Raw genomic sequence first — 26,308 nt, forward strand, 5'->3', positions numbered from 1 at the left:
CGGGTGGATGGCCCCGGCTCGGTCGGTGTTTTCACACATCGCGTCGGTTGGTGTGCCCAGGCCAGGGTTTATTCGAGCAATCCGTGTTTGAGTCCTCGGGAGTGATGATCGGTCCAGTGTTCGCCGCTTTCGGAGCTGTAGTACTGCACGAGATGGGCATGCGTTGTGGTTGGTTGATCGACGACCGTTTTGTACACGGCCACGCCGTACTCGGGGTGCTTGTGCTGCTCGGCGAGTGCCAAGCGGTTCACCACGTCCAGCGTGCCAACGGCAATCACATAACTGCGTTGCTCGGGCTCACCACGGTGGAAGGCCTGTGCGAAATACACGATTTCGGTTTCCATGGATGCGTCTCCCCTGCCGATGACATCGGCACTCAAATGCAGGCCACGGTCTGCTCGACATGGCCGCTCTGTGGAATGAAGTTTGATGCGATTCGGCTTTTGTCATCTTGATCCAAGACAAGGCTGACCGGGAGCATCCAGGGCAACTTGCGTAAGGTCGCGCCGCGGGACAAGGCGTTGAATTCGACGCCATCGGCGGTTGAAGACGCTGATTTGAACATAAGGAGAATCCCCGATCGGAACCCCGCTGTGAGGCGCGTTCAATGGTCTTGGCAGACGGTGTCGCAAAGATCAGCCACGACGGTGTTGCCAATGCGGTAGGTCGCAACGCGCCCCTCACGGGTGCGATGCACGATGCCGATCTGGCGCAGATGACGCAGATGCAGGGACGTGTTGGGCTGCCCCGCCTGCCGCGCGACAAGCGACTGGCCGATGGCTCCGACCTGAGTCGCATCGATCCCTCGGAGAAAGATCGAACGCCAGACCCCCGCGATTGGCCTGCGGATGATCGAGTACCGACTGGAGAGCGTCAGCGATGCCGAGCCGATCGATCGCTTGGCCACCAGCGTGCTGGATCCGCAACAAGCCCCGGCGCAGGAACTGGCCGCGCTGGACCGCGAGCGCTGGGAGATCGAGACGGCGCTGGACGAGCTCAAGACCCACTTGCGCGGCGCCAGGATCGTCTTGCGCAGCAAGACTCCCGACCGGCCGCCGTTCATTCACGCTGTGCGCGTCGTGCGCCGCAAACTCCCCGTCTTCAACGCGATTCCCCCTGTGCAGAGGCAAGCCTTCCATGAGCGTGTGCTCGACACAATCTTGCAGGAGGGGGTTGCCTGCCATCGCGGCCGACGCAATCTGCGCAGCGTCAAACGAACAATGAGCAACTGGCCACTGCGACGACGCCACGCCAAACCACCGCGGCCCGTGGTCATCAATCAGGCAATTCCAATCATTAAGCGACAAGTATCGCGCCTAGCAGGAAGTTTTGAACACGTTCCCTAGGAGGCTGTCGGACTTGAACCCGAGCGAATCCGATTGATCAGTGCGACGCGTTTTTTTTGACAGCGGCGCGCTGATCGAACGCTCTCGATGGTTGGCGAGACACTGTGAGGGCACATGGGGCGGCCTGGGGACTCGGTTTTGGCGTGGTCGGGGCGCACTATTGCCCTCACGCGGCTCGCAGGACGTGCATGCGCTTGATGTTCCAAGCCATGGTCACCAAGCTCCATTCGCCTTGTGCCTTGGCCAGCCCGCGCATGCTCATCTGGCGCCAACCCATCACTTGCTTGATGATGCCGAACACCGGCTCCACTGTCTGCTTGCGCAGGCCGTACAGGGCTCGGCCTGCTTGCGTGCCCAGGCGGTGTGCCATCTGCACGAGCGGATCCGTCGTCTGGGGCTCGGGCACATCGGGTGCAAAGCGCCCCATCACCGGCGTGTGATGCGACTCCCGCTTGAGCGCCAGCAGCGGCTCGATACCCGCGTCGTTGCACGCGATCACGTTGGCTTGGCTGAAGAAGCCGTTGTCCGTGATGAGCGTGTGCACCTCGCCCAGCACCGCGGGTAACGCTTGGATCTGCTGCAGCGTAGGCACAACTTCGCGCTTGTCGTTGGATGCCTGGCTCACATGCTGGGTGATCACCATCATCGTCGCGATGTCCACGCCGGCTTGTGCGTTGTAGCTTTGCTCGAAGCCCCCACCCGACACGGGCATGATGCGCGACTCTTCATCCGTGAGGTTGACCTGATCGCTGCTCCGGGGGCCGGCCTCTGGCGGCTCAGGGTCCTTGCCGCGCGGCTTCTTGCCCGCCTCGCGCTGGGCTTGGCGCTTGGCGGTCTTGGCCTCGTACTCCTGCTGCTCGACCTGATGGCGTTCGCTGGCGCGCTGCTCGATCTTGGCCTTGGCCTGCGCGATTGCGCTCAAGCGATCTGCACGCAGGGCGATCTCCGCCGGCACATCCATGCCGTCGGGTACCGTCGCGCGGTCGCTGTTCTCTGCCAGCGCCAGCAGCGTTTGTACTTCCTGGCGCAGCTGCGCCTCGATCTTGTTGGCATGAGCCCACGACAAGGCCTTGTGCTTGCTGGCGTTGGCGTCGATCTTGGTGCCATCCAGCGCGATGTGTCCGAGCTTGAGCAGCTTCATCTCGCGCGCCAGAACCAGCACCTGCACGAACAGTGCCTCCACCTCCTTCAAGAAGCGGCGGCGGAACGTCGCCAGCGTGTCGTGATCGGGGTGGGTATTGGCCGCAACAAAGCGGAACGCCACCGAGTCGTAGGTCGCCCGCTCGATCTTGCGGCTGGAGTGCACGCCGTTGGCGTAGCCGTAGATCAGCAGGCCCAGCAGCACCGCCGGATGGTGCGCCGCCGAGCCCCGGCCTGCGTACTGTCGGGCCAGATCGCCCAGATCAAGCTGCTCGATGACTTCGACCACGAAGCGCGCCAAGTGATCAGTGGGCAGCCATTCGTCCACCGACGGTGGCAACAGATATGCGGTGTCTCGGTCAACAGGGACGAAGCGGCTCATCGGCTCGGGCTCTCGGTTGTGCAGCAGCAATTGTCTCGGATAGCGTCTTCATCCGGAAGACCGCAAAGTCCGACAGTCTCCTAGAATGAATGCATGTCGCGGCCTCCCTTGCCACGCCTGCGCACCCTGATACGCCAGCAGGCCAGCCTCACGACCATCGTTCTGATGGCGTGGACTTACGCCTTGCTGCCAACCCTGCAAGCGCTGGCATTCCCCCAGCGCTGGGTGGAAGTCCCCTACTGCGCAGGCCAGCTTGGGTCTTTCCAGGCCGCACCGAACGCGCAAGCCCAAGCCCAAGCGCCGCACACCGAGACTCCCCACCAGCCGCCGCAACACCTGCTGATCCAGCTCGGCCACGACCAGACAGCCCTGCTCGATCAACCGGCCCTGCTGCCTGGCGCGCAGCACATCGCCCCGAGCCCACAAGGCGAATTCCGGTTTGCGCGCCAGCAGGAGCGGACTCCGCGGGTCGAAACGCGTTTTCTGCGCCCTCCGTCCCACGCGCCACCCTGGGCTCCCACCCTGACGCTGTGACCCGGCGGGTGCGTGCTGTGCCACCGCGCCCGCTCCAACTTGTCATCATCAATGCCGCGCCAGGCGTGAGCTTGGCGCGCGCGGGAGCCTTCGATGAACCATTCCATCCGCGAAACAACCCCACTGCGCTTTGCCCTCACCAGCCTTGCCGCCACCGCAGCCTTCCTGACCCCCGCCATCGCCGCAGCCTGTGCCTGCGGCTGCGGCGTCTTCAACCCCGGCCTGCCGGGTCTGCCCAATACGGTCTACAGCACCAAGATCTCGCTGCAATACGACGCCATGAACCAGAACGAGACCCAGCATGGCAGCAACATCGTCTCGGGGGATCTGAATCCAGACAAGCAGATCAAGACCAATTTCTTCAACCTCGACATCCAGCACATGTTCAACCGCCAGTGGGGAGTCATGGCGATGATCCCCTACTGGAACCGGCATTTCGTCACCGACAACAATGGCACGGTGGGCCAGACGGACCAGCGCCAGGGTGTTTCGCAACAGTTGCTCACCTCCAACGCGACCGTGCTGTCGGACATCCGGGTGATGGGCATGTACACGGGGTTCGAGCCGGACATGTCCAGCGGGGTGATGTTCGGCTTGAAACTGCCCACAGGCTCGTTCAACGCCGGAAACGACTACCAGGGCAAGCCCATCATGGATCGGGATACCCAGCCTGGCACCGGCACCTCCGATCTGCTGCTGGGCGGCTACAAGATGGGCAATGAGAACGATTGGGGCTGGTTCGTTCAGGGAATCTGGCGCCATGCGCTCGGCAGCCGGGAGGGCTACAAGCCGGGGGACAGCGTGAACCTTGCCGTGGGCGCGCACTATGACGGCATCGAGGCCAGCACCGATCTGGTTCCAACCCTGCAGTTCAACGCCCAGTGGCGCGGCCATGACCAAGGTGGCGGGGATGCGCAGTACGGCAATAGGGACAGCGGCTACTCCAACCTCTACATCACCCCCGGCGTTCAGGTCAATCTGAACAGCCATTGGCTGTTGAATGCTTCGGTGTATATGCCGCTCTACCGTCATGCCAACGGCTATCAGCAAGTTGCGCACTGGATGGGTAACGTGGGGGTGACGTATCAGTTCTGAGGCAAACGACATGGGTGGTTTCAACCGATCCGCCAGGGTGCACGTCGGATAGGGCAGCCGAAGCCGTGAAGAACAGTCAGGATGTCTTCGTCGCTGTCATGTCCGCATTGCATGACAGGGGCCGAGCGTTTCTGGCCAATTCGTGGCGCGCGTGCCAAAATCCATCCACGCCAAGCTCTCTCGTGCCCAAGCCGAGGGCGTGTGCCTCAATGCGCTGGCGTTGGCGGCGGGCATTCACACCCAGTTCGCGCGGTGGATGCGCGCCCAGCCTGCAAGCCAAACCCTCTCGGGCACGGCTTTGCATCCGTTGTCCAAACAACTGCTGTATCCGCATCGCTCCTCGCCAGCGTACAGGCGGGGGGTTTGGGTGCGCACCTGCGGGTCAACCTGGATGGCTCGCCCGCAGGGGCCATCACCCCGGGGCACCGGGACGCGGCCCGGCAACGCCGGGCCAGCCAGCCTTGAGTCCGCCATGACAAGGCTCGCGGCTCGCAAAAAACACGCGGAAAACCAGATAACGCGTCATATCAAAGACGTCCTTGCGGCCGCCTTCGATCTCCACAAGGTTGCTGAAATCCGGAAGTTGACGAACATTTTTGACGTTCCGTGCCTGGAAATCGACACAACAGGTCAGTCAAGCATGCAGACCCTGAGCGTCATCTCAGCCAGAAAGCGCGTGCCCTGTATCTCGCGACGGTGTAAGGCTCAAGTCTGGGGATGACCGAGCTTGGTTTGCGACCCCGGCAAGCAGCAGGCCCAGCATCACCATGAAAAACCGCCCCTCGTTGACGTCCAGCAGCAGTGAGTTGAACAAACTGCCGATGGCGACCGTGGCAATCACTGCCTGCACAGCGTCACGATCCACGCTTGGCAGTTTCAGGCCTTGACGCCACGCGGATGCCCCCATGCCCAGCAGAAGGATCAGCCCGACAATACCAAGTTGGGCCGTCGTGCCGAGGTATTCATTGTGTGGGTTCACGGCCACCAGGGTGTCGGTTCCGGCCACGAGCTTCTTATAGTCTTGGTGGAGGCTGCCGGTTCCCGTGCCAAACAGCGGATGTTTCGCGATCAGGGCGAGGGTGTTTTGCCAGAACTGCAGACGCAATCCCATCGAGTTTCCGGTCAACATGCCTTCGTGCGGATGCTGGCGCTGGGCGTAGGCATGGACGTTGCTGATGGCCTCATCCAGCCGCCTCTTGGCCACTGGGGATGTGGTGAATGCAACTGCGGCCAGCAGGGTCGAAGCCAGAGCCCCGATCATCATTCCACGCCACCCGAAGCGCTGCCAAGCCAATAACACAATCAGCGCGAAAAGAATGACATAGCCGGTTCTTGCACGGTTTGTGTACAGGACATCGAAGGCGATGCAGGCGGAGGTCAAAGTCCATAGCCAGGCCCAGCGCTTGGAAGCAAACGCCTTGCGGGCAAAAAAATAGGCGGCAAAGGCCATGATCGTGCCGAAGTGGATCGTGCCTTGCACCATGGATTGTTGACAGCGTGTAGGCACCCACCCAAGAAAGCGAGCGTAGGACAGCGCAGCCGCGAGGACTGCGCCCACGAGAAAGGCTTGGATGGCACGCTGTCGCCAGCGTTCATTGCTCATGGTCATGACCAGCAAGGGCAGCAGCAAGAGCTTGGCGTACTTGGTCATGAAATTGATGACGCCATGCTGTGTGCCCGCGCTGTAGCTCGCGCCAATGATGAACATCAGCAGCAAGGCCGTCGCCCACATCGCCGCTGGCACCGCTTTCCAGCGCTGAAATTGCTCCGTCCATCTGCCGCTCCATGGCCAAGCCAAAAGCAGGAGAACCACGGCGATGGAGCCCCAGGCCGTGGGCAGTGGCAGGGTGAACACCAGCAACACTGCAGCGAGATCAATCGGGCGCCATGGCCTTGTTGGTTCGGCAAATTGTTGCGACATGGCGCTTGGTATCAATGGAAAGTGAAGGTCAGTTTTGTGCCGCTGATGACGTTGTAAGCGGCTGTGTAGTCGGCCTTACATTCGACGCCGTCAGCGTCCAAGTGAGCAGATTGTTGGCGTTCGGGTCGTCGGCCGATCCTGGTGGGGCTGCGAGATATTTCTGTGCGCCGTTCAGGGCCGGGTCGTAGGGGCCGCCCGCCGAGGGGGCTGTATTGATGCTCAGAGAGCCGAGTTGAGAAATGGCTCAGTGTCTTCCCCGCCATCACCAGCGCGCACGATTTGATTCCCGATCCACCGCAGTGGCCGATGCCCTGAACAACACGGGTGTGGTTTCCGCGGCGTTCAAGACAGTGCTGTTCATCACTGCGCTGAAAACTTGCACCGACCTTCGCATTCGTAACCAGATCGTTGTCGGCCCCTTCACAGCCCGGCCAGTGGAGCATCCCCCAACGCGCTGATGATGTAGGCCAAGCAAAGGCCGACGAATGCAACGGCGATGGCAAAGGCCATGATCGTCATCATGACTTCCAAGGACGGCCGCAACTTCATTTCAGTTTCTCCTCACGGGATCGATGGACCGCACAATCTGCTGTCCCCTGCATTCTGGCCTCTGATTGTTGCTGTAGCGTTGCGCAGCGCCCTGCGTTCGAGAAGGTCGGCGCTGAAGGACCATCGCGCACGCAGCAGCCAGCGCAGGTGTCGCCAGCAGCACGGCGGAACGCGCGCAACGCATCACCCAGTCCCTTGCGCGTTTGTCCGCTGATGTTAGTCCGCTGACAACGCCCCCCAAGCTCTGCGCACAAGACGCTTGACACCCCTGCTGCGCCGCAACTACGATTTCGAATGTTGCTTTTTTGGCCGTATCCCGGCTCAACTCACCCCATGGACAGTGGCAGTTGTCGAATCGTTGAAGTGAACGCCTGAAGGCATTCGACAGCAGCCCCAGTTCTTCGCTGCCGCCGCCCTCAGGCCGGCGGTGGCTCAGGTCGAGTTCCTCGACCTGGTTCCTCCCCCTCTTCGTGTCCGTTGCCGTGCGAGCGTCTTGTCAACGCCTGCGCGCAACCTGTTCAGCCGTCTCACACGAACGGAGGATCCCATGTTTGTGCTCCAAAAACTCCTCGCCCGCCCCGGGCTGTTCCGCAGCGGTGCCGTGCAGCTCGCGCCGGCACGCCCCGCGTCCGTCAACGTGGAGCGCCCGCGCATCACCATCAACGCTGTACGCCTGGCGTCCTTGGGCATCGCCCTGGGTCCAATCGGCGAACCCAACACCCGCCGCACCTTGAACCGTGGAGGCCGCCCATGAACACCGACGTCGCCACCCTCGATGCCCGGCTGTGCCCGGACTGCCCTCCCCTGCCGGAGAACCTGGAGCACCGCCTGCGCGACCGCCTGCACCTGGACGAGTTGCGCCGTGCCAAGCCGAACTGGCGCACCCGTCTGGCGCTGGGGCTGGCCCTGATCGGCCCCGGCGTGCTGGTCATGCTGGGCGACAACGACGCCGGCGGCGTGGTCACATATGCCCAGACCGGGGCCACCTATGGCTTGGGGCTGTTCCTGCCCCTGATGATCCTGCTGGGCTTCGTCGCCTATGTGGTGCAGGAGATGACGGTGCGCCTGGGGGCCGTCACCCGCCGCGGCCACGCCGAGCTCATCTGGAAGCGCTACGGCGCCTTCTGGGGCTGGTTCTCGCTCATCGACCTGGTGGTGGCCAATGTGCTGACCCTGATGACCGAGTTCATCGGCATCCGCCTGGGTGGCCAGGCGCTGGGACTGTCGCCCTGGCTGACGGTGCCCGCCTCGCTGGCTTTCATCACCTATGTGCTGGTGTTCCTGCGCTACTGGACCTGGGAGCGGATTTCGCTCTTCATCGCGGTGTTCAACCTCATCTTCGTGCCACTCGCCCTGTTCTCGCATCCGAACTGGCATGCGGTGGCGCTGGCCTTCGTCGGTCATGGCTGGATCGTGCCGGGCGGATTTCTGTCGCTGACCTTCCTGATCCTGATCTCGGCCAATATCGGCACCACCATCGCCCCCTGGCAGTTGTTCTTTCAGCAATCGTGCGTCGTCGACAAGGGGTTGCTGCCGCAGGACATCCGCGCCGGGCGGCGCGACTTGATGCTGGGGGTGGTGGGCATGGTGTTCGTGGCCATGGCCATCATCATCGTGGCGGCGCAAACCCTCAAGGGCCTGCCCAATGTGCAGAACCTGGACGCCGATGCCGTGCTGGGCGCCATCCGCAGCAAGCTGGGCGACGGCATGATGGCCTTGTTTGCCTTGGGGCTGATGGAAGCGGGCCTGATCGCCTCCATCGTGATCACCGCCAGCAGCGCCTGGGCGATCGGCGAAGCCTTCGAGATCGATCGTTCGATCAACGCGCCGCCGCGCAAGGCCATGGGGTTTTATCTGCCGGCGATCATCGGCACGGCCCTGGCGGCCGTCGCGGTGATGATTCCGAATCTGTCCCTGGGTTTTCTGAACCTGAGCGTGCAGGTCATCGCCACAGTGTTCATGCCGGCCGCCATGTTGTTTTTGCTCATGCTGCTCAACGACCGGGAGCTGATGGGCGATCAGGTCAATTCGGCGCGGCGCAATGCGGTGGCAGTGGCCATCATGGTCGGGCTGATCGTGTGCAATGTCCTGTATGGCGTTGCCACCTTGTTTCCGCATGCCTTGGGAGGATGAGCCATGAAGCAACTGCATGAATTCGATCCTGGGGTCATCCGCCGCTTGGTCGAGCGCGAAGGTTGGCAAAAACCCTTGCCCGAGGTGCGTCGCGTGCAACTCACAGGGCGGCAGCAAGCCGTGTTCTGGGGGCTGCGCCTCTATGTGGTGGTGATGACGGCCGTGGTCGTCTGGGCTTTCCTGCACGGCGCGGCTGGCTGAACACCCCTCTGGCGTGCATCGCGCGCCAGTTCTCCCGACTGCATGCAAGGTCCGTGGCGCACAGCGTCACGGCTTAAGGGCGCGCGCCTGACGCACCCGCCCCCATCCTGAACTGGCACGATCCCGGCTCAGCATCGGAACGCAAGGACGCATCATGTGCAAATTTCATGGCGATGCTTTGTACGCCCTGCCGCTGGCCATCGTGTTGCTGACGGTCTGGCTGCCCATCGTCCATGCCGACGATGCCGCTTTGAGCACCTCGGGCCGCTTGGATCTGACCAGCATGGCCAATGTCTCGGGCGGTCTGCAAAGCCGCCGCGCTTCCTCGGCCTTGTTCCAGTGGGGCGGCAGTCTGGGCTACGGGTAGAGCCCTTGGATGGCCAGGAGGCCTGATCGAGTTCAGCGTCGAGGGGTGCGCTCCGATGGCAACCTGCCTGCGCGCACCGGCGCCATCCAGATCCCGAGCAGTGAAGGCGGCACCTGGCCTTGGTGGTGTTCGACAACGCCGACAGTCTGGCCAGTGCCTACGGCTTCGCGGTCAATGTCACGGTGCTGGTGACGACGGCGTTTTGTCGGACGGTTTCGCTGGAGAAGTGGCATTGGAACCCGATCAAGAGCGCCATTCTGGTGATCGACCTGCTGTTGCTGGCCTCCAACAGCTTGAAGACCCTGCATGGAGGCTGGTTCCCGTTGCTGTTCGGTGCCTGCGTCTACACCGCCCTGTCGACCTGGAAGCGTGGTCGCACCCTGCTGATCGCCAAGCTCAAGGCCGACACGCCGAATGCGGCTGATTTCGTGGCGAGTCTGCAATACGCAGACATTCAGCATGTCGAAGGTACGGCGGCGTACTTCGCGCCCGCCACCGATGTGATCCCGGCAGCGTTCCTGCACAACCTCAAGCACAACGAGGTGCTGCATGAGCGGGTGGCCTTCCCGTGGACCCAGACGCTTGAGGCGCCGCATGTCACAGGGCCCGCACGCGCGGTGCTGAGCGACAAGAGGTATGGCATACACCCTGCACGCCCAGCGCGGCTTTCAGGATGCCGTGGACATCCAGGGATTGTTTGCGAACTGCGCGCAGTTCTGCGACTTCGAGTTCCAGATGAACGAGACTTCATTCTTTCTGGCGCCGCAGACCCTTGTGTCGGCACGCCGCAAGGGTCTGCACCCTGGCGGGAGGTCTTGTTCGCCTGGCTCAACCGCAACGCAGGCCGCGTCGGACTATTTCAAGATTCCGCCCAACCAGGCGGTCGAGTTGGGCACGCAGATCGAGATCTCGATCTGCGTCGGGAGTCCCTTGCGTCATTTGCCTGGAAACACCTTGATGCCCGCGGCTGTGTGCTGACACAATGGCCCATGGCCCGCCTTGCCCGCACCGATCTCACCCGCCTGGCCACCCAGCTCTGCGCCTTGCTGAGCTGCCGGGCGGCAGAGCTGCGGCTGGCCGCAACCCCGGAAGGCCTGGTTGAGTTGCGCCTGCAGCGTCACGACCAGGCACAGGCCTTGGCGCTTTCCACCCGGATCGGCACGCCCGAGGAGTTGCAAGCCTGGGCAGCGCAGGCCGGCAAACGCCCACGCCCGCGCCATGTGGTCCGTGCGTCGGCCTCGCCCGCCTCCTCATCCTCCCCGAAGCGACACCCATGATCGACCCCGTTCGTGCCATCCGCAGTTTCAACGCCGGACGCGACCCCGAGCGCCTGGCGCTCAAATACCGCGCCATGCGCCAGAGCCGCTTCGCCTTCCTGCGCGGAAGCTGTCACCTGTTCCATGACCGCCTGCCGGCAGCCAAGCTGTTCACCAAGGCGCCCACTGCCTGGCTTTGCGGTGATTTGCACCTGGAGAATTTCGGCAGCTACAAGGGTGACAACCGCCTGGTGTATTTCGATCTGAACGACTTCGACGAAGCCCTGCTGGGCTCGCTCACGCTCGATCTGGTGCGCGCCCTCACCAGCATCTTGGTCGGCGCCGATGTCCTGCACGCAGCCCAAGACGAAGCCCTCGATTTGGGTCGCCGCTTCCTGGATGCCTACACCCAGGCCATCCTGGATGGCAACGCCCGCTGGGTGGAGCGGGAAACGGCGCATGGGCGGGTGCGGCAGTTGCTCGGGGCGCTGCAAGACCGCGCCCGACCCGCCTTCCTGGACACCCGCACCGTGCGCAAGGGCAAGCGCAGGCTGCTGCGGGTGGATGGCCAGAAGGCTCTCCCAGCCAGCGATGAGCAGCGCGAACAGGTGACCGCCTTACTGGCCGAGTTTGCGGCCGCCCAGGCGCATCCGGAGTTCTACACCGTGCTGGATGTGGCCCGGCGTATTGCCGGCACGGGCAGCCTGGGGGTGGATCGCTATGTCATCCTGGTGCAGGGCAAGGGCTCGCCGGATGCCAACTATCTGCTGGACCTCAAGCAGGCGCTGCCTTCGGCGCTGGCCGGGCATGTGGCGACGCGCCAACCCAAGTGGGCCTCGCACGCGCACCGTGTGGTGGGTGTGCAGCAGCGCATGCAGGCGGTGTCGATGGCCTTCCTGCGGCCGCTGAAGTGGAAGCAGGAGTCTTACGTCCTGCGCGGCCTGCAACCTTCGGAAGACCGGGTGGCGTTGGACAGGACACAGCCATCGATGGCCGAACTCGAGGGCGTGATCAGGACCATGGGGCGACTGACGGCCTGGGCGCAGTTGCGCAGCAGCGGCCGAGGTGGGTCAGCCACCACGGATGAGCTGCAGGACTTTGCCGCTGGGCGCAAATGGGGCAAGACCCTGATGGCTGCTGCGCAAGATTGTGCGCGGCAGTGCGAGCAGGATTGGAAGGCGTTCGCGGCGGCCTTTGACGCGGGAGGGTTCAAGGGGTAGCCCAGACGGCAGGGAGTTTTGCATGGCGGCTTGGGGTCGCCGTCCGCTGGATCGCCAAACTTGGCGGCTGATAACGGCCCAAACCAGCCATTGGGCCTTGCTGCGCTCTATAGATTCGGCCCTTGAATAGTATCGTCCAGGCATGGCCCAGCCGACCCCGATCCTATAGGCGGCGGTCAATGTTTTGGAAAATGACGCGCAATGCAGCCCTTATGTTTTCTGCGCAATGATGGGCGCAGGCGGATTCGGTCATTGCCGCTCGTTTGTCGCAGGTCAAGAGACCGCGATTGCGCTTGAATTGCAATCGAATTGCTTGCGATTTCTCAAAAACAAAGGCATGTCCCCCGCGCATTATGGCGCGAATGCTCATCGAGGGGACACGGATGGAAACGTCCACACAACAAGGCGCACCGGCTTCCAAAGGACACCTCCGACCGCAAGGCCGATGGTTCCTTGCACTGATGGCCTTGCTGGTTGCCAGCACAGCACAGGCTTTCGGTGCCGAATCCGCGCAGACCTTCATCGACACCCATGCGGCCAGCGCCAGTCAGCCGTCGACCTGGCATGTCGTGCCCAAGGAAGTGGACAGCCCGGTCGGCCCCAAAACTCCGCAGGATCACAGCAAGTTCAAACAGCTCCAGGGCCCGTTCACAACCCCCGAGCAAGTCACACAGGCCTGCCTGGGTTGCCACACCCAGGCGGCCAAGCAGGTGATGTCCACCATCCACTGGACCTGGAAGGCGTGGAATCCCAAGACCAAGCAGATGGTGGGCAAGAATGAGGTGCTCAACACCTTTTGCGTGAGTCCCATCAGCAACGAGCAGTTCTGCACGGTCTGCCATGCTGGCTACGGCAGCGCCAATCCAGACAAGTTCATCCCCTTCAGTCAGCGCACCGAAGACCATGTGGACTGTCTGGTGTGCCACGATCGGACCAAGACGTATCGCAAGATCCCGTTCATCGGCGGCAATCCTGCGCTGGCCAAGATCGCGGTGCGGCCCGGTTGCAATGAGGTCTACGGCACCGACAAGCCTTATGTCGAGCCGGAAAACTTGACGGCCATCGCCCAGCATGTCGGCGCGCCCACGCGTTACACCTGCGGTATCTGCCACTTCTATGGCGGCGGCGGCGACGGCGTGAAGCACGGCGACCTCGACAGTTCGTTGAACGACCCGCCGCGCGCACTGGACGTGCACATGGATGCGAAGGGGCTGAACTTCTCCTGCCAGGAATGCCACAAGACCAGCGATCACAACATCAGCGGCGAGCATTACGCCATCGACGCCGATCCCAAGCACGCCGCTTATATGCGCGGCGACGCGCACAACGGCAACGCCGTGACCTGCCAGTCCTGCCACGGGCAGGCGCCGCACAAGGGCGACAACCTGCAGTCCAGCCTGGTGGCATCCACGCTGGACATGCACACGCGTGACATCGCCTGCGAGACCTGCCACATCCCGAAATACGCACGCGGCGGCCTGCCCACCAAAATGAACTGGAACTACGCCACCGCCGGCAAGCTCGCGCCCAACGGCTCGCCGCTGGTGATCATGGACAAGCGCGGCTGGAACACCTATTGGGGCGTCAAGGGCAGCTTCGAATGGGCGGAGAACGTGGTGCCCGAGTATCGTTGGTTCAACGGCACCGAGCGCTGGATGCACGTGGGCGACAAAATCCACCCTGATGCCCAAGGCGTGGTCAAGGTCAACTCCATCGAAGGCAGTCCAACCGATGGTCAGTCCAAGATCTGGCCGTTCAAGATCGCCCGCAACAACCAGCCGTATGACCCTGCCCATGGCATGCTCGTCGTCTTTCACTCGTTCGGCTTCGACAAAGACTCTTACACCATGAGTTACGACTGGAGCACGTCGATCGCCGCCGGGATGAAAGCAGCCCATCTACCGTATTCCGGGCATTACAAATTCATCAAGACCGAGATGTACTGGCCCATCGCGCACATGGTGGCGCCCAAGTCGCAGGCCCTCAGTTGCATGCAGTGCCATGCCGACAACGGCCGGCTGCAGAACATCGACGGTGTGTACATGCCCGGGCGCAGCAAGGACCACCAGCCATGGATCGAGCGCATTGGCCTGCTGGTGGCAGCGCTGGCCTTCGCTGGCGTGCTGATCCACGGCCTGATTCGCGTCGCGCTGTGGCTGCGCCGCCGCTAAAGCTCCAAGGAGACATCGTCATGGCCGAACAACGCATCTACCTGTTCAAACGCTTCGAGCGCTTCTGGCACTGGAGCCAGACGCTTCTCATCATCGCCATGCTCTACACCGGCTTCGCCATCCACGGCTATCTGGGCGGGCTGGAGTTCAGAACCTCGCTGCTGATCCACGAGTACGCCGCCTGGCTACTGATGATCCTGTGGGTATTCGCCATTTTCTGGCACTTCACCACCGGGGAATGGAAGCAGTACATCCCCACCTTCCGCAAGATCACACTGGTGGCGCGGCATTACGCCTGGGGCATGTTCCGCGGCGAGTCCCATCCCTATCACGCGACCCCGCTGCACAAGCACAACCCGCTGCAGCGACTGGCCTATCTCTGGCTCAAGCTGATGATCAATCCGCTGATCTGGGCCAGCGGCCTGTTGCTGCTGTTCTTCAGCTACGACTGGATCCGCCTGTCGCCGCTGGGCCTGAACCTGACCGAAGTGGCCTGGACGCACACCGTGGCGGCCTACATGATGCTGCTGTTCTTTATCGCCCATGTCTATCTGGCCACCACCGGCCACACGCCGCTCACCTACATCAAGGCCATGGTCACCGGCTGGGAAACGAGCGACGACGAACCGCAGGACAAGAGCCCTTCTTCGGCGGGCGCCTGAGACAGAACTTGCAAACGAGGTGATGCAGATGCGCGAAACGCAAAAATCATGGACCGCCAGGGCTCGCAAACCGTCCCGCCTGGCAGCCGCGCTGCTGGTCTGCGGCGCTGTGGCGCTGCCGTGGCTCGGCGAACTGGCGGTGTCGGCCCCGTCGGAAACCAACCAGAACATGCCGGGCCTGGCCGACACGCCCGGCATCAAGCCGTCGCTGCCGGTGATGGACCGCGCCTTAAACGGCGGCACGCTCAAAACCGAGCAAGGCCTGGCGGTACTGGATTCGGACGTGCTGCTGAAGCTTTACGTCTACGCCTACTCCGGCCAGCCGGTGGATTACAGCGCCGTCCTGACCGAGAACACCGAGAACATCGACCCGCCCAAGCCCGTGCAGGCCAGCGCGACGCAAAAGCAGGAGATCGACCGCCTGATCCAGGCCGCCAAGGCGCATCCCGATGTGCTGATCAAGGTCAGCGACATCGCGCTGGACGCCTACGACAAGGCCGACCAAGCCTATCCGATCGACAACCGGTTGTTCATCAAGGGCGCGGACTATTACTTCGACAACTCGCCGTTCCATTATTTTTATGCCAGCCCTGGTTCATTCCGCAAGTTGCACTGCACCAACGCCCAAACCATCGCCACACTCGACTCGGCGATCGTCAATTACGAACACTTCTCGATGGACATCGTCGGCCATGTGAGCGGCTCTGTCGCCAAGGACAAGGCGCTGTCCATCGACCTGCGCAAGATCACGCTCAAGGACACCGTCGGCGGGGTGCTGATCACGCAGGCGAGCGGTTCCTAACGACAGCCAAAACGCGGTCTTTGCGCAACAGTTCGCGCTCTAAATCCTTGATCCGCCGGGCAGACGCTCTTGTGGCCTGCGGGCTGGCTCGCATCTCCTCGGGCTCGGCCAGCGCGCGGCGGTGCAACTCGCGCGCCACGTGCTGAGCTCGGCTCCGGATACACCCCGTGCTCGCGGCACCAGGCGTTCACGCTGGCCTCGTTCATGGGTGCCGTGGTAATCACCGCCTCCAACCGCGCGCTCGCAGTCCAGCGCCATCCTCGGGCGACCCTGGACTGCGCCTCCTCGCGGAGAAAGCCGCCAAGGATGCCGGGCTGCAGGTTCTGTGCCCGATGGCGCAGGCCTGCCGGGCCGGCTTGCCGGTGCTGGAGGCGCTGGTGGTGCAGATGAGCTTCCGGGGGCTGCCCGTGCTGGCGGACCTGTTGACCGGGGCGCTCTATCTCTATGATTCCAGGACCGGCCACTGCCTCTCCAACTCGCGGCTGCATCTGGATATGGCCAAGCGGGTCGAGATGAACCAGGTCAAGGCCCAAGCCTGGCTGCGCCAGCGTCAGAACGACCTGCAGGCCGCGAAGCGGTAGCCCCCGGTGCCTCAGACCGGTCGGGTGACGCCGCAGTGGGATTCAGCCGCTGGGCTCCAGGTCGTCCAGCTCCGGGAGGTCATCCCGACCCTCGGCGTCCTCACCCCCGTCCTCGTCGCCTTCTCCTGTTGCTTCGCGCCGCTGACGGGCCCAGAGCTCAAGCACAGCTCGCCGATGGCGTGCAGCTCGGCAGCATCCACCGCTGCGCCCATCAGTTCCATGTGGGTGTCGATGGCTGTGTCGAGCAGTGCCCGGCCGTTGTCGGTCAGCAGCGCGGAGCGGAATACGGCCGGGCTCAGGCCGCCGCCGGCAGCCCGGCAGCCTGGCTGCACAACCGCTGGCACAGCTCGGCAATCTGGCACAGCCGGGCGCTGTCGCAGGCACGCAAGCCCTCTTCGAGGATCTCGCGCAAGTCCTGAATGGCTTGCAACAAGGTGGAGTGTTCGTTCGGGGCCAGCATGAGGGTGGATGGCATGGACAGGTCCTCCATGGGGCGCTGGACGTCCAGCGCAGGCCGCCAGCGTAGCAAGCCGGTGGACGATGCGAAAGAGGTCCCAACCGACAAGCGCCATCGGCAGGCCACCGGACGACCCGGGCGGCCGCCCCAGGGTGAAGCGCAGGCCTGGCCTGCGGGCCTGGGGCGGCCTGACCTGAGCCCCGGACGGCCTTGCCGCTGGCGCCCAGGCTGTCGGGCAGCTTACGGGGGCGATGCGGCGCCGGCCTTGACCCGGATCAAGGGGAGGACGCGTCTGCGCCCAGAGGCGTGTTGTATTCCGGCCTTGCCAGGCAGCACTGGAGCATTCGCGCAATGTTGAAGCGCATGAACCCATCTGGCTACCAACGGCCATCGCTGTGCGATCCGATGCAGGTAACGGGCAGTGAATCGCTCGATCCACGATCTTGCTGTTCCTGGTGTGCAGCGATAAGCTGAGGACATTTTCCAAAAGGGATGCTCCGCATGACACCGACCTACGCCGAACTGCAAGCCCAGATTGCCGCGCTCACCGCCCGGGCCGACGCTGCCCGCCGCGCGGAACTGGCCAGCGTGATCGCCGAGATCCAGCAAAAGATGGCCGACTATGGCATCACCCTGGAAGACCTGGGCGGCAAGCGCGCCAGCTTTCGCAAGGGCCGCACGGTCGCGCCGAAGTACCGCCACCCGACGACCGGCCAGACCTGGACGGGACGAGGCAAGCATCCGCGCTGGCTGGCTGCGGAGATCGCCGCGGGCCAGGACATCACCGCGTTCGCCATCGCCTGAGCGGCAGCCATGGCTGCCAACCCTGTGCATCCCGCACCCGTGCGCAGCATGCTGCGCGCCAAACTGCACCGCGCCACCCTCACTGGTGCGGATCTGCACTATGAGGGATCCTGCGGCATCGACCAGACTTTGCTTGAGGCCTGCGACATTCTCCCCGGCGAGCAGATCGAAATCTATAACGTCACCAACGGCGCGCGTCTGAGCACCTATGCCATCGCCGAACCAGCCGGAAGCAAACGGATCACCTTGAATGGCTCGGCGGCTCGGCATGCTGCCGTCGGCGATCTGCTGATCATCTGTACCTACAGTCCGATGGACGACGCAACTGCACGCGCCTTCAAGCCGCGCATCGCCTTGCTCGATCCCGATAATCAGATTGCCGCAATGAAAGCCTGAAGACGATGAATCCCAACGCCGCGCATACGCTTGCTGGCACGACAACGCAACCGTTGTCGCTCCAGAATCGATCGCTTTCCGTCAAGCTGGCCGCTGTCCTCTTGGGCACGCTGCTGCTCACGGTGTCTTCGCTGATCACGGTCCCGATGGTTCCCGTGCCGATGACCCTGCAGACGCTGGCGGTGACCTTGGTGGGTGCCCTCTACGGTTGGCGGCTGGGCAGCGTGACGATCATCGCCTGGTTGGTGGAAGGGGCTCTGGGCTTGCCGGTTCTCGCGGGTGGGGCCTCCGGAATCGCCCATTTCATGGGGCCAACGGGCGGCTACCTGTTCGCCTTTCCCCTGGCCGGTGCGCTCACCGGCTGGCTGGCCGGGCGGGGCCGGAATGGGTCGCGGCCCTTCCTGGTGTTTCTGGCGATGCTCGCGGGTAACACCCTATGTCTGCTGCTTGGCGCTGTTTGGCTGGCCGGCATGATCGGGCCGGCCAAGGCCATCACTTTGGGTGTCCTGCCTTTTGTGTTCGGGGGAGTCCTGAAGTCCATCCTTGGGGCTGCGATCGTCAGGGCCTGGTCGGCCATGCGGTAGTCATGCGAGCCGCCGGCCTCTTAGCCGCGCATGAATGCGTTCTTCCCCGGCACGGCTCAGCGCGTCCAGTGCTTGAGCCCCGCGCGGAAGATCAAGATGCGCGGGCCTGGAACCCGGTCGGAAGACCGGCGGAAGGGCCGATCCATCCCCGGGTCGATGCTGCACAAAACACGGTGAGCATGGCGTCGCCATGCGCCGGAGTCCACTTCCCCGCGCACCCCGCGATCGAGAGCCCATTGTGTTCACTGCGGCCAAGAAGCTACAGACCCCAACCACGCGCTCCTCACGCATCCGCCTGCTCAGGGAGGGGCTGCTGCTTGTCCTGCCCGCCCTGCTGGTGGTCGTGTGGGGGATATGGGCCGAACGCAATCAATACCAATACCGCCAGATCCAGCGACAATCGCTATGGCCTGAATCGTGAATGACTCACCGCTGAGCAAGTTCAATGCCATATCAGCTAGCCCAACTCAATATTGCCGTAGCCAGGGCGCCACTGGACTCCCCTGTGATGGCCGATTTTGTTGCCAATCGAGAGCGCATCAACGCACTCGCCGCAGCCGCACCGGGTTTTATATGGGCGTATCAACCTGAAGCCGGCGATGCCCATGTGCTGCTGCAGTCGACGCATCCCATCTTGTTTCATCTATCCGTATGGCAGGATCCCGATGCACTGAGTCGTTTTGTCTACAGGGGCGAGCATGCCGAATGGATTCGGCGAAGGAAAGAGTGGTTCACGGGCTTGGCCCAAACCCATGCCGTGCTGTGGTGGGTCGTCCGCAATCATCGTCCGACTGTTGATGAAGCCAAATTCAAATTGGATCTCCTTCTGAAGAACGGCCCTACGCGAGAGGCATTCGCGTTTAAGCGGGTTTTTTGCCCTTGTGACCTGCCACGGTTCATCGGACCAGTCATTCCTGGACGACGGCCCCCTGTTTCACAGTTGAACACCCTTGCTGCACGAACTCGTTCGGGGTCCGGTAGCCGAGACTGCTGTGCGGCCGGACCTCGTTGTAATGCCGCCGCCATTGCTCGATGACGACCTTCGCCTCGGTGCGATTCCTGAACCATTCCAGGCTCAGGCATTCGTCCCGGAATCGGGGCCATTGTCGGAGCGAACGTACCGCGGTGCGCCGTGCACGCTGACGAGCTGGGACAACACCTCGACCACGCGGCCGGATTTGATGGAGCCGGCCACGTCGATCGTCAGGCTCACCTTGGTGAACTCGTCGATCACGGTGAAGCACTTGAGCTTCTGCGCCGTTGGCGCACGCGTCGTGCACGAAATCGTAAGCCCAGACCTGGCCTGGCCTGGCCCCTTCGGGGTGCACGGCCGCGGCCTGCTGCCGGCGACGCGCTTCCTGGGCCGCTTGCGCGGCACCTGCAGATTGCCCTTGGTCCACAGCCGCCACGCCCGACCATGGCCCATCTCGAAGCCCTGGCGCTCCATAAACACGTGCACACGACGAGACCCGAAGCGTGGGTACTGCGCCGACAGCACGCTCATCGCGCCCAGCGCCGGAACATCCTTCTCGAGCATCTTCGACGTGTAGTTCAAAGCAGACCTCGCCACCGACAGCAGCGCGCAAGCCCTTCGCTGCGACAGGCCACGCCCAATGGCGAACCGGACCTGCTCGCGACGCGCCTGCGCGCTCACCATTTTTTTGCGGCGATCTCCTTCATCACGTCGATCTCAAGGTCGCGGTCGGCCACCATCCTCTTCAGCCGCGCGTTCTCCTGTTCGAGCTCACGCAGCTTTTTCACGTCGGCCGTGTCCATCGACCCGAAATACCGCCGCCAGTTGTAGATCGTCTGCTCGCTGACTCCGTGCCGCTTGGCCACCTCGCCCACGGGCTCACGGTCGGCCTCCCGCAGGATCGACACCATCTTCTCTTCGCTGAACCGGCTCTTCCTCACCACTCCCTCCTTGTCGGCGGGAGCCATCATCTCAAGTTTTAAATGGTCCGAAAATCCCGGGGCAGGTCACGGGCATGACGAGCACCCGGCGGCATGCCAGTCCAGAACTGCGGCCAGGTCGACGAAGCCGCGCGCCATCGGGATGTAGGTGATGTCCATCGCCCAGACCTGATTGGCGCGCTCGATCTTCAGCCCCCGCAGCAGGTACGGGTAGATCGGATGCCGGGGATGCTTGCGGCTCGTGTTGGGCTTCTTGTACAGCGCCTCGATGCCCATGCGGGCCATCAACGTGCCGACGTGCAGCCGGCCGACCAGATGTCCTTCGCGCCGCAGCAAGTCGCGCAGCAGGCGGCTGCCGGCGAAGGGATGCTCCAGGTGCAACTCGTCCATGCGGCGCATCAGCGCCAGGTCGCACTCGTTCACCGGCCGGGGCTAGTAATACGCAGTGCCCCGACTGATGTCGAGCAGTTGGGCCTGACGCTTCACCGGCAGTTTGTGGTCGCGGTCGATCATTGACTTGCGCTCAGCAGTCCCGCCTTGGTGAGCGCGCCGCTTAAAAAATCTACAGGGACTCCCCCCGCAGTCAAGAGATGTGGATGGTTGACCTTGATGGCGATTTTTCTTGCCTCTGCATGAATTCAAGGCGCACCCGAACGAGGAACAGACTGCACATCTACAGACGGCCTTGTTGCACGACCAGCATGCGGACCCAGATACGAACCGCGCAGCGGGGCTCCATTCGTTCTTCGGCGTCCCCAGACTTGGTGCGCCAGATTTTTTATCGAGCTTGCACGCTGCCGGTCTGACCTGTTCAATGCATCTTCGAACTCACGTCTTGCAAGGACATCAACTCGGCATCAAGCGGCCAGCGCCCCAGGCGCTCCTGACTTGATGCCGACATGGTGCGCATCGAACGCTTTCCCCCGGACGAAGACCGCCCACACGATGCGCGCATTCTTGTTGGCCAGCGCAACCACGGCCTTCTGCCAACCCGATTTTTCGCGCAGCCGGTGCGCCCACTTCGAGATCGGATCATCACGCCGGTGGGCGGTCATCACGGCTGACCTTGCCCCTTGAATCAGCAAGGTGCGCAAATAGGGCTCACCGCGTTTGGTGATCGCCCCCAGAGTGGCCTTGCCTCCACTGGAGCGTTGTCGCGGCACCAGCCCCAGCCACGCGCCAAACTGGGCACCGTTCTTGAACTGCTTGAAATCCCCCACCGTGGCCACCAGGGCCGATGCCGTCACGGGCCCGACGCCGAGGAGCTTCTCGGCCTGACGCACCGGCTCACTTGCTTTCAGATGGGCGGCAATGCGTTCGTCACACCAGGCCAGATGGGCATCAAGTTCCCGCCACTGCCCCCAAGCCCGCTGCAGCGCCAATCGCGCCAGACCGCCCAGTTCATTGCTGGCGTCCTCGATGACATCAAGTAAACCCCGGAGCAGCTCTGTGGGATTTTGCGCAAACACGAGACCAAACTCAGCCAGCAGGCCACGAATGCGGTTGATGCATGCGGTGCGCTCGGTCTTGAAACCCTCACGCAGGCGGTGGATGCACAGCATGCTTTGTTGCTCGACGCTTTTGACGGGAACGAAATGCATGTGGGGCCGACTGGCTGCTTCGCAGATGGCGGCAGCGTCATTGGCGTCGTTCTTTCCGCTCTTGCCCTGCACACGGTAGGGCTCGACCAAATGCGCGGCGATGATGCGCGCATCCAGACCGAGGGCGATGAGTCGACGCGCCCAGTGATGTGCACCGGAACTGGCTTCCATGGCGACCACGCAGCCTGGCGGTAACTGCGCGCACCACGCCATGAACTTGTCGCGCGGGAGTGCCAGACTGGTGATGCGGTTTCCAATCGCATCCACTGCGTGAACCTGGATGATGCGCTTTGCCAAATCAACGCCGACTCGTGTCATCGTGCTCATGGGGATCTTCCTTTCAAGTGGTTTCAGAATGACTTCCGCTGGTCAATCCTCGCAGCGAATGCCATGGCCGCATCGTGGGAAGTCCCTTCGTATTCATTCTCCAGCGTCAGCTGCCCGATCTTGGCGTGCAGCGACTTCATGTCCACGGTCGGTGCCGCACTTGGCGCTGCGCTCGTGCCGAACACGTCGTAGGCGCGCTCCAGCAGTTGCCGGCGCCACTCGCTGACCTGGGTGGGATGAACCTCGAACTGCTGCGCGATCTCGGCGATCGTCTTGTCGTCCTTCATCGCCGCCAAGGCCACTTTGGCCTTGAACGCCGGTGAGTGATTGCGACGGGTCCTCTTGCTCATGTCTGCTCCTGTTCTGTCGGGCGAATTCCTCGCCCTTGGGAGCAGCCTATCCACTTATCCCCGTGTTCAGTTTCGCCGAGCCACCTCTCTACGCAAGCCAACACGACAAAACAAGGTTTGAATTTCCTATGCGCAGCGCCCGTCCTGGAATTCGTTGGACAGGCTGGTGCGCAAGGCCTTGGCGCAATAGAAGGCTTCGAAGCCATTGCGATGGTTGATCTGGGCCAGCCCGTGGAAGAAGCGGATGACGGTTTCCTTGGTCGGCGGGTCGCAGTCGAGCCGGCTTCCCTCGTCCACGTGCAGCACATTGGCGCTAGAGGCGATGCCGTGCCCGGCCAGTTCCTCGCACAGCGCTAGCAATTCGTCCACCGGTTCCAGGCCCAGCACGAAATTGGTCCAGGACTTGCCGCGGCCGAACACGGTGGCGGCGTGCTTGAGCCGATCGATGAAGAAATCACGGCCCAGTGCACTCTTGCCGGGGCAGTACTTGCTGAACCAGGGGTCGTTGCCCACCTCCAGATTGAACACCACGATGGCCACGCCGGCCTGCTTGAGCTTGTCCAGCCGACCCAGGTCGTGTGGCGGCGTGATGACGGCGACGATGCCCTCGGTGCTCTTTGGCGCGACCTGGTCCTTGATGTGAGCGGCGATGTCGCAATAGATGTCGGCTTGGTCGTCGAGCTGGTCGTCCGGCAGGTTGCCCGAGATCAGGATCACGTGCATGTGCTCCGAATAACACTCGGCCTGCAGCGCCAGCTCGATCGATTCCGACAGGTTGCCCAGGTAGGATGCTCGCGCCGCTTCCCAGCCCAGGGCGCCGGGCTGCAAGTGCGCCGCGTGCAAGGCGTCGCTGGGATTTTTCACGGCCACGCTGTTGACGCCGCAAAACCGGCAGACGCTGGAAATGAGGCAGCCCTTCCAGGGAATGATGTTGAGTTCGTCATAGCCGCAGGCCGAAATGTACTTCTGGGCCGGGTCGCCGCTGGCCAGGCGCTGCGCATAATACTTCGGCTGCTTGACGAAGCTGACCTTGACGCAGTCGCTGGCGGCCTGTTCGCCGATGCGGCATACCAGCTCGCCCGAAGCCGCCACGTCTACGGTGACGGGTTCACGCTTGCCGTGGGCCGACACGCAGGAGACCACGGTGCGATAACCGTCCTCGCCCTCCAGGAACAATTCCTGCGGCCGCTCCCGGGCAAAGCCCTTGGGGGCGTTGTAGACGAGGTTCTGGCCCTTGGCACCCATGCGCGCGGCGCAGTCGATCGCGGCGGGAGTGAATACCACTCCGCGCGTGAGGATCTCGGCCTTCAACTCGGTTTCAGGTGAAAGGATCATGGTTTGACGTAAAAGAAATGGAGCCACCATCCCACATGGAATAGCGGGAACAGGATCGGGTAAGCAAGCGCCGCGCCCAGCGCTTGCGGGCGGCGCCGGGCGATGGCCAGCGCGAGTGCGCCCAGCCAGCCGGCGCAGGCAAGCGGCGCCTGCGGCGCCAGTGCCGCCAGCGCCACCACGTGGAGGATGGGTAGCAGGTGATAACAAAAGGCGTGGATCCACAGCAGCCGGCGGTCCTGGCGGGTCAGGGTGGCGCAGGACAAGGACTGGCGAAAGCCCGTGGCCCAGCGCGAGCGCTGCTTCCACAGCGCCGCGAATGAGTAAAACGGTAACTCGAAGGCCACCACTTCCTGCGCATAGTGATAGCGCAGGCGATGCTTGGCCGCGTGCAGGCCGATGGAGAGGTCATCGAGGAATGTATCCGTGCCCGGCAGCCTGCCCTGGAAGCTGGCCGCCTTGAGCAGGAAACACTGGCCGGGAATCGTCACCCCGAGGTGCAGGCGCCACAGCGCGGGCCGCAGCACGGTGTGGGAAAGCAGCTTGTCCACTTCCACCAGGCGCGAGATGAAACTCGACACCCTGCGCGAATGGATCCGGCCCCAGCCCAGGTCGAAATCGCCATCCACGGTCTGTGCGACCAGGCGCAGCAGGCTGGGGATGTCGGCGGCGATGTCGTTGTCCAGGCTCAGCAGGTAGCGATGGCCGGTACCCTGCAATGCATGCAGCAGCTTGCGGTACTTGGTTCCCTGGACATGGGTGACGCGGATGGGGAAGTCAGAGCCCGGCGCAGGCACCGGCCCCGTCGATTCCACGTACAGCTCCATGACCAGGTCGGGGTAGCGCCGGTGCAACTGGTTGCCGATGTCGATCAGTTCTGGCGTCAACCGTTCCTGGCCGCGCAGGTAGGTAACGATGGCCAGTTCAGGCATGCACGTCCTCCACCGCGCCGTGCGCATAGAGATGATCCAGGCCGATGGCGGCGGCGCAGGCGCGGGCCTGGGCGAGCGTTTCCACGATGGGCTCGTCACGACCATTGAAGGAGGTGTTGAGCAGCACCACGTGGCCGGTCAGGCCCTCATAGGCGGCCAGGACCTGGTGCAACAGGCAGCCATCTTCTTCCACCACCTGCAGCCGGACGGTGCCATCGACGTGGGCTAGCGCCGGATAGCAGGCGCGAGACGTATCGGTCATCCGCGCTGCCGACAGCATGTTGGGCCCGGCCAGGGCGTCGCCGGTGATCTGGTCCAGATTGGCGCGCAGCACGATGCCACCGAAGGGACGGAAGGATTCGCGGCGCTTGATCTGGGCGTTGAGCCGGGTCTTCAAGGCCAGGTCGGCCGCCGACGACAGGATGGAGCGGTAGCCCAGCGCGCGCGGGCCGAATTCCGAGCCGCCCTGGAACACGCCCACGGTGTGGCCGTCGGCCAGCAAGCGGGCAAGCGCCTGTGCAGCCTGCGCCCCTTGCGCCATCGGCGCTGCATAAGAGGCGCCCTGGCTCACCCGGTATACGATGGGGCGGTAGTCGCCGAAGGTCTCGCGCAGGGCCATCACGGCAGCCCCCACCGAAAGGCCGTCGTCGCCTGCGGCGGGGAAAATGTTCACCGAGCGCAGCCAGGCGGCGTTGACCAGCAAGCCATTGTTCCTGCAGTTCAGCGCCACGCCGCCGCCCAGCAGCAGATCCCGGCACTGGTGGGCCTGCGCCAGTTGCTGCGTGCGAAAGGCCAGGTAAGCTTCCAGGCCCTGCTGGATCGCGTCTGCCAGGTCGGCCGCCAGCGGCGTGTCCCAGTCGATATGGTCGGGACAGGCTTGCAGGAAGGCCAGCCAGTCCGGGTTGACGCCGAACGCCTGATCCCGGCCGAAGCGCAGCGGCGCGGGAATGCCGTGCGTGCGCGTGGCCAGCGCGGCCAGCGCCATGACCTTGCCGGCCGCATGGGAGGAGCCGAAGATCTTCTTGCTGACTGCGGCGTAGGCATAGCCCAGGCTGTCGATGTGGCTGCCCCAAGGGTAGCGCTTGTTGTAATAGGGGCGGTAGGTTTTTTCCAGCGCGGTGAGCCTGCCGTCTTCATGGCGGTAGACGGACTCAACCTCGAACAAACCCGGATTCATCCCGGCCACGCCGTTGTCTTCGGGGCGGCATCCGCGGCCGTCGGCGACTAGCACCAGGGCTGGTCCGGCCGGCG

Annotated in this window: 29 protein-coding genes and 6 pseudogenes; 20 read left to right on the plus strand and 15 right to left on the minus strand. The window is 63.3% G+C overall.

What is annotated here, in order from left to right; translation table 11 throughout:
• Positions 1–68: 68 nt before the first annotated feature.
• From THIX_RS12050 to THIX_RS23020, 3 genes are read right to left on the minus strand one after another with little or no spacing between them, the layout of a single operon-like run.
• Complete coding sequence (locus THIX_RS12050; RefSeq protein WP_112486428.1) at positions 69–344, minus strand: hypothetical protein; 276 nt, start codon at positions 342–344, stop codon at positions 69–71.
• Positions 345–376: 32 nt separating this feature from the next.
• Positions 377–565, minus strand: a complete 189-nt coding sequence (locus THIX_RS12055) for a hypothetical protein (RefSeq protein WP_112486429.1) — start codon at positions 563–565, stop codon at positions 377–379.
• 39 nt (positions 566–604) lie between these two features.
• Positions 605–907, minus strand: a complete 303-nt coding sequence (locus THIX_RS23020) for a helix-turn-helix transcriptional regulator (protein WP_146748532.1) — start codon at positions 905–907, stop codon at positions 605–607.
• Here THIX_RS23020 and THIX_RS24845 point away from each other — a divergent pair.
• The gene (locus THIX_RS24845) at positions 900–1,346 is read left to right on the plus strand and encodes a hypothetical protein (protein WP_146748533.1); all 447 of its coding nucleotides are present in this window, start codon (positions 900–902) and stop codon (positions 1,344–1,346) included. The genes THIX_RS23020 and THIX_RS24845 overlap by 8 nt on opposite strands.
• A gap of 166 nt (positions 1,347–1,512) precedes the next feature.
• On the opposite strand, the gene THIX_RS12065 is transcribed toward THIX_RS24845, so the two are convergent.
• Positions 1,513–2,868 (minus strand): IS1182-like element ISThsp16 family transposase, encoded by a 1,356-nt coding sequence (locus THIX_RS12065; RefSeq protein ID WP_112484377.1) that lies wholly within the window; start codon positions 2,866–2,868, stop codon positions 1,513–1,515.
• A gap of 93 nt (positions 2,869–2,961) precedes the next feature.
• On the opposite strand from THIX_RS12065, the gene THIX_RS12070 reads away from it, so the two are divergent.
• From THIX_RS12070 to THIX_RS23800, 3 genes and pseudogenes are all read left to right on the plus strand, one after another.
• Complete coding sequence (locus THIX_RS12070; RefSeq protein ID WP_112486431.1) at positions 2,962–3,402, plus strand: hypothetical protein; 441 nt, start codon at positions 2,962–2,964, stop codon at positions 3,400–3,402.
• A 93-nt stretch (positions 3,403–3,495) separates the two neighbouring features.
• The gene (locus THIX_RS12075) at positions 3,496–4,497 is read left to right on the plus strand and encodes a hypothetical protein (protein ID WP_112486432.1); all 1,002 of its coding nucleotides are present in this window, start codon (positions 3,496–3,498) and stop codon (positions 4,495–4,497) included.
• Between the two features lie 139 nt (positions 4,498–4,636).
• A pseudogene (locus THIX_RS23800) lies at positions 4,637–5,218 on the plus strand (hypothetical protein); the annotation flags it as partial.
• Here the strand turns inward: THIX_RS23800 and THIX_RS12085 are convergent.
• Together THIX_RS12085 and THIX_RS24610 are read right to left on the minus strand one after the other, a co-directional pair.
• Entirely contained in the window at positions 5,159–6,205 is a 1,047-nt protein-coding gene (locus tag THIX_RS12085; protein ID WP_233224744.1) for an O-antigen ligase, read from the minus strand. The pseudogene THIX_RS23800 and the gene THIX_RS12085 sit on opposite strands and share 60 nt — an antisense overlap.
• A gap of 633 nt (positions 6,206–6,838) precedes the next feature.
• Entirely contained in the window at positions 6,839–6,967 is a 129-nt protein-coding gene (locus THIX_RS24610) for a hypothetical protein (RefSeq protein WP_256359978.1), read from the minus strand.
• 547 nt (positions 6,968–7,514) lie between these two features.
• On the opposite strand from THIX_RS24610, the gene THIX_RS12090 reads away from it, so the two are divergent.
• The 7 genes and pseudogenes from THIX_RS12090 (at position 7,515) to THIX_RS12115 (ending at position 12,144) form a co-directional block, all read left to right on the plus strand.
• Positions 7,515–7,721, plus strand: a complete 207-nt coding sequence (locus THIX_RS12090; RefSeq protein ID WP_112486434.1) for a hypothetical protein — start codon at positions 7,515–7,517, stop codon at positions 7,719–7,721.
• Positions 7,718–9,100 carry an NRAMP family divalent metal transporter gene (locus THIX_RS12095; protein ID WP_112486435.1) on the plus strand — a complete coding sequence of 461 codons (1,383 nt, stop codon included), beginning with the start codon at positions 7,718–7,720 and terminating at the stop codon, positions 9,098–9,100. The genes THIX_RS12090 and THIX_RS12095 overlap by 4 nt, the downstream gene beginning before the upstream one ends.
• Positions 9,101–9,103: 3 nt before the next feature.
• The gene (locus THIX_RS12100) at positions 9,104–9,301 is read left to right on the plus strand and encodes a hypothetical protein (RefSeq protein ID WP_112486436.1); all 198 of its coding nucleotides are present in this window, start codon (positions 9,104–9,106) and stop codon (positions 9,299–9,301) included.
• A 154-nt stretch (positions 9,302–9,455) separates the two neighbouring features.
• On the plus strand, positions 9,456–9,668 hold the full coding sequence (locus THIX_RS12105) for a hypothetical protein (RefSeq protein ID WP_112486437.1): 213 nt from the start codon (positions 9,456–9,458) through the stop codon (positions 9,666–9,668).
• Between the two features lie 125 nt (positions 9,669–9,793).
• Positions 9,794–10,294 (plus strand): annotated as a pseudogene (locus THIX_RS24850) (KUP/HAK/KT family potassium transporter); the annotation flags it as partial.
• Between the two features lie 10 nt (positions 10,295–10,304).
• Positions 10,305–10,646: a hypothetical protein gene (locus THIX_RS24855; RefSeq protein WP_371413001.1), complete on the plus strand. Its 342-nt coding sequence runs from the start codon at positions 10,305–10,307 to the stop codon at positions 10,644–10,646.
• Positions 10,647–10,941: 295 nt separating this feature from the next.
• Entirely contained in the window at positions 10,942–12,144 is a 1,203-nt protein-coding gene (locus tag THIX_RS12115) for a DUF2252 domain-containing protein (RefSeq protein ID WP_112486439.1), read from the plus strand.
• A 163-nt stretch (positions 12,145–12,307) separates the two neighbouring features.
• Here THIX_RS12115 and THIX_RS23405 read toward each other — a convergent pair whose 3' ends face one another.
• On the minus strand, positions 12,308–12,514 hold the full coding sequence (locus tag THIX_RS23405) for a hypothetical protein (RefSeq protein ID WP_158540872.1): 207 nt from the start codon (positions 12,512–12,514) through the stop codon (positions 12,308–12,310).
• Between the two features lie 91 nt (positions 12,515–12,605).
• On the opposite strand from THIX_RS23405, the gene THIX_RS12120 reads away from it, so the two are divergent.
• From THIX_RS12120 to THIX_RS12135, 4 genes are all read left to right on the plus strand, one after another.
• The gene (locus THIX_RS12120; RefSeq protein WP_233224535.1) at positions 12,606–14,315 is read left to right on the plus strand and encodes a tetrathionate reductase family octaheme c-type cytochrome; all 1,710 of its coding nucleotides are present in this window, start codon (positions 12,606–12,608) and stop codon (positions 14,313–14,315) included.
• Positions 14,316–14,335: 20 nt separating this feature from the next.
• On the plus strand, positions 14,336–14,977 hold the full coding sequence (locus THIX_RS12125; RefSeq protein WP_112486441.1) for a cytochrome b/b6 domain-containing protein: 642 nt from the start codon (positions 14,336–14,338) through the stop codon (positions 14,975–14,977).
• A 28-nt stretch (positions 14,978–15,005) separates the two neighbouring features.
• Positions 15,006–15,779 carry a hypothetical protein gene (locus THIX_RS12130; protein ID WP_146748534.1) on the plus strand — a complete coding sequence of 258 codons (774 nt, stop codon included), beginning with the start codon at positions 15,006–15,008 and terminating at the stop codon, positions 15,777–15,779.
• Positions 15,780–16,111: 332 nt separating this feature from the next.
• On the plus strand, positions 16,112–16,360 hold the full coding sequence (locus THIX_RS12135) for a hypothetical protein (RefSeq protein ID WP_112486443.1): 249 nt from the start codon (positions 16,112–16,114) through the stop codon (positions 16,358–16,360).
• 295 nt (positions 16,361–16,655) lie between these two features.
• On the opposite strand, the gene THIX_RS12145 is transcribed toward THIX_RS12135, so the two are convergent.
• Positions 16,656–16,835 (minus strand): hypothetical protein, encoded by a 180-nt coding sequence (locus tag THIX_RS12145; protein WP_146748535.1) that lies wholly within the window; start codon positions 16,833–16,835, stop codon positions 16,656–16,658.
• 483 nt (positions 16,836–17,318) lie between these two features.
• Here THIX_RS12145 and THIX_RS12150 point away from each other — a divergent pair, with 483 nt between their 5' ends.
• From THIX_RS12150 to THIX_RS24240, 5 genes and pseudogenes are all read left to right on the plus strand, one after another.
• Positions 17,319–17,621, plus strand: a complete 303-nt coding sequence (locus THIX_RS12150; RefSeq protein ID WP_199195286.1) for an H-NS family nucleoid-associated regulatory protein — start codon at positions 17,319–17,321, stop codon at positions 17,619–17,621.
• A gap of 9 nt (positions 17,622–17,630) precedes the next feature.
• Positions 17,631–18,017: an aspartate 1-decarboxylase gene (gene panD, locus THIX_RS12155; RefSeq protein WP_233224536.1), complete on the plus strand. Its 387-nt coding sequence runs from the start codon at positions 17,631–17,633 to the stop codon at positions 18,015–18,017.
• Between the two features lie 5 nt (positions 18,018–18,022).
• On the plus strand, positions 18,023–18,601 hold the full coding sequence (locus tag THIX_RS12160; RefSeq protein ID WP_112486447.1) for a biotin transporter BioY: 579 nt from the start codon (positions 18,023–18,025) through the stop codon (positions 18,599–18,601).
• Positions 18,602–18,839: 238 nt separating this feature from the next.
• Positions 18,840–19,022 (plus strand): hypothetical protein, encoded by a 183-nt coding sequence (locus THIX_RS23410; RefSeq protein ID WP_158540873.1) that lies wholly within the window; start codon positions 18,840–18,842, stop codon positions 19,020–19,022.
• A gap of 24 nt (positions 19,023–19,046) precedes the next feature.
• A pseudogene (locus THIX_RS24240) lies at positions 19,047–19,457 on the plus strand (DUF3291 domain-containing protein); the annotation flags it as partial.
• Between the two features lie 52 nt (positions 19,458–19,509).
• On the opposite strand, the pseudogene THIX_RS12170 reads toward THIX_RS24240, so the two are convergent.
• The 7 genes and pseudogenes from THIX_RS12170 to THIX_RS12200 all read right to left on the minus strand — a co-directional run bounded on the left by THIX_RS12170 (position 19,510) and on the right by THIX_RS12200 (position 26,288).
• Positions 19,510–20,515 (minus strand): annotated as a pseudogene (locus tag THIX_RS12170) (IS3 family transposase).
• Positions 20,516–20,611: 96 nt separating this feature from the next.
• Positions 20,612–21,076 (minus strand): annotated as a pseudogene (locus THIX_RS12175) (IS3 family transposase); the annotation flags it as partial.
• Between the two features lie 296 nt (positions 21,077–21,372).
• Positions 21,373–22,443: an IS110 family transposase gene (locus tag THIX_RS12180; RefSeq protein WP_112486449.1), complete on the minus strand. Its 1,071-nt coding sequence runs from the start codon at positions 22,441–22,443 to the stop codon at positions 21,373–21,375.
• Between the two features lie 89 nt (positions 22,444–22,532).
• Positions 22,533–22,793 (minus strand): annotated as a pseudogene (locus THIX_RS12185) (transposase); the annotation flags it as partial.
• A gap of 126 nt (positions 22,794–22,919) precedes the next feature.
• Entirely contained in the window at positions 22,920–24,128 is a 1,209-nt protein-coding gene (locus tag THIX_RS12190; RefSeq protein WP_112486451.1) for a radical SAM protein, read from the minus strand.
• Positions 24,125–25,057 carry a glycosyltransferase family 2 protein gene (locus THIX_RS12195; RefSeq protein WP_158540874.1) on the minus strand — a complete coding sequence of 311 codons (933 nt, stop codon included), beginning with the start codon at positions 25,055–25,057 and terminating at the stop codon, positions 24,125–24,127. Before THIX_RS12195 ends, THIX_RS12190 begins: the two co-directional genes overlap by 4 nt.
• Positions 25,050–26,288: a carbamoyltransferase C-terminal domain-containing protein gene (locus tag THIX_RS12200; protein WP_233224537.1), complete on the minus strand. Its 1,239-nt coding sequence runs from the start codon at positions 26,286–26,288 to the stop codon at positions 25,050–25,052. The genes THIX_RS12195 and THIX_RS12200 overlap by 8 nt, the downstream gene beginning before the upstream one ends.
• Positions 26,289–26,308: the final 20 nt, after the last annotated feature.

It is taken from the genome of Thiomonas sp. X19, from assembly GCF_900089495.1.
Lineage (GTDB): Bacteria > Pseudomonadota > Gammaproteobacteria > Burkholderiales > Burkholderiaceae_C > Thiomonas_A.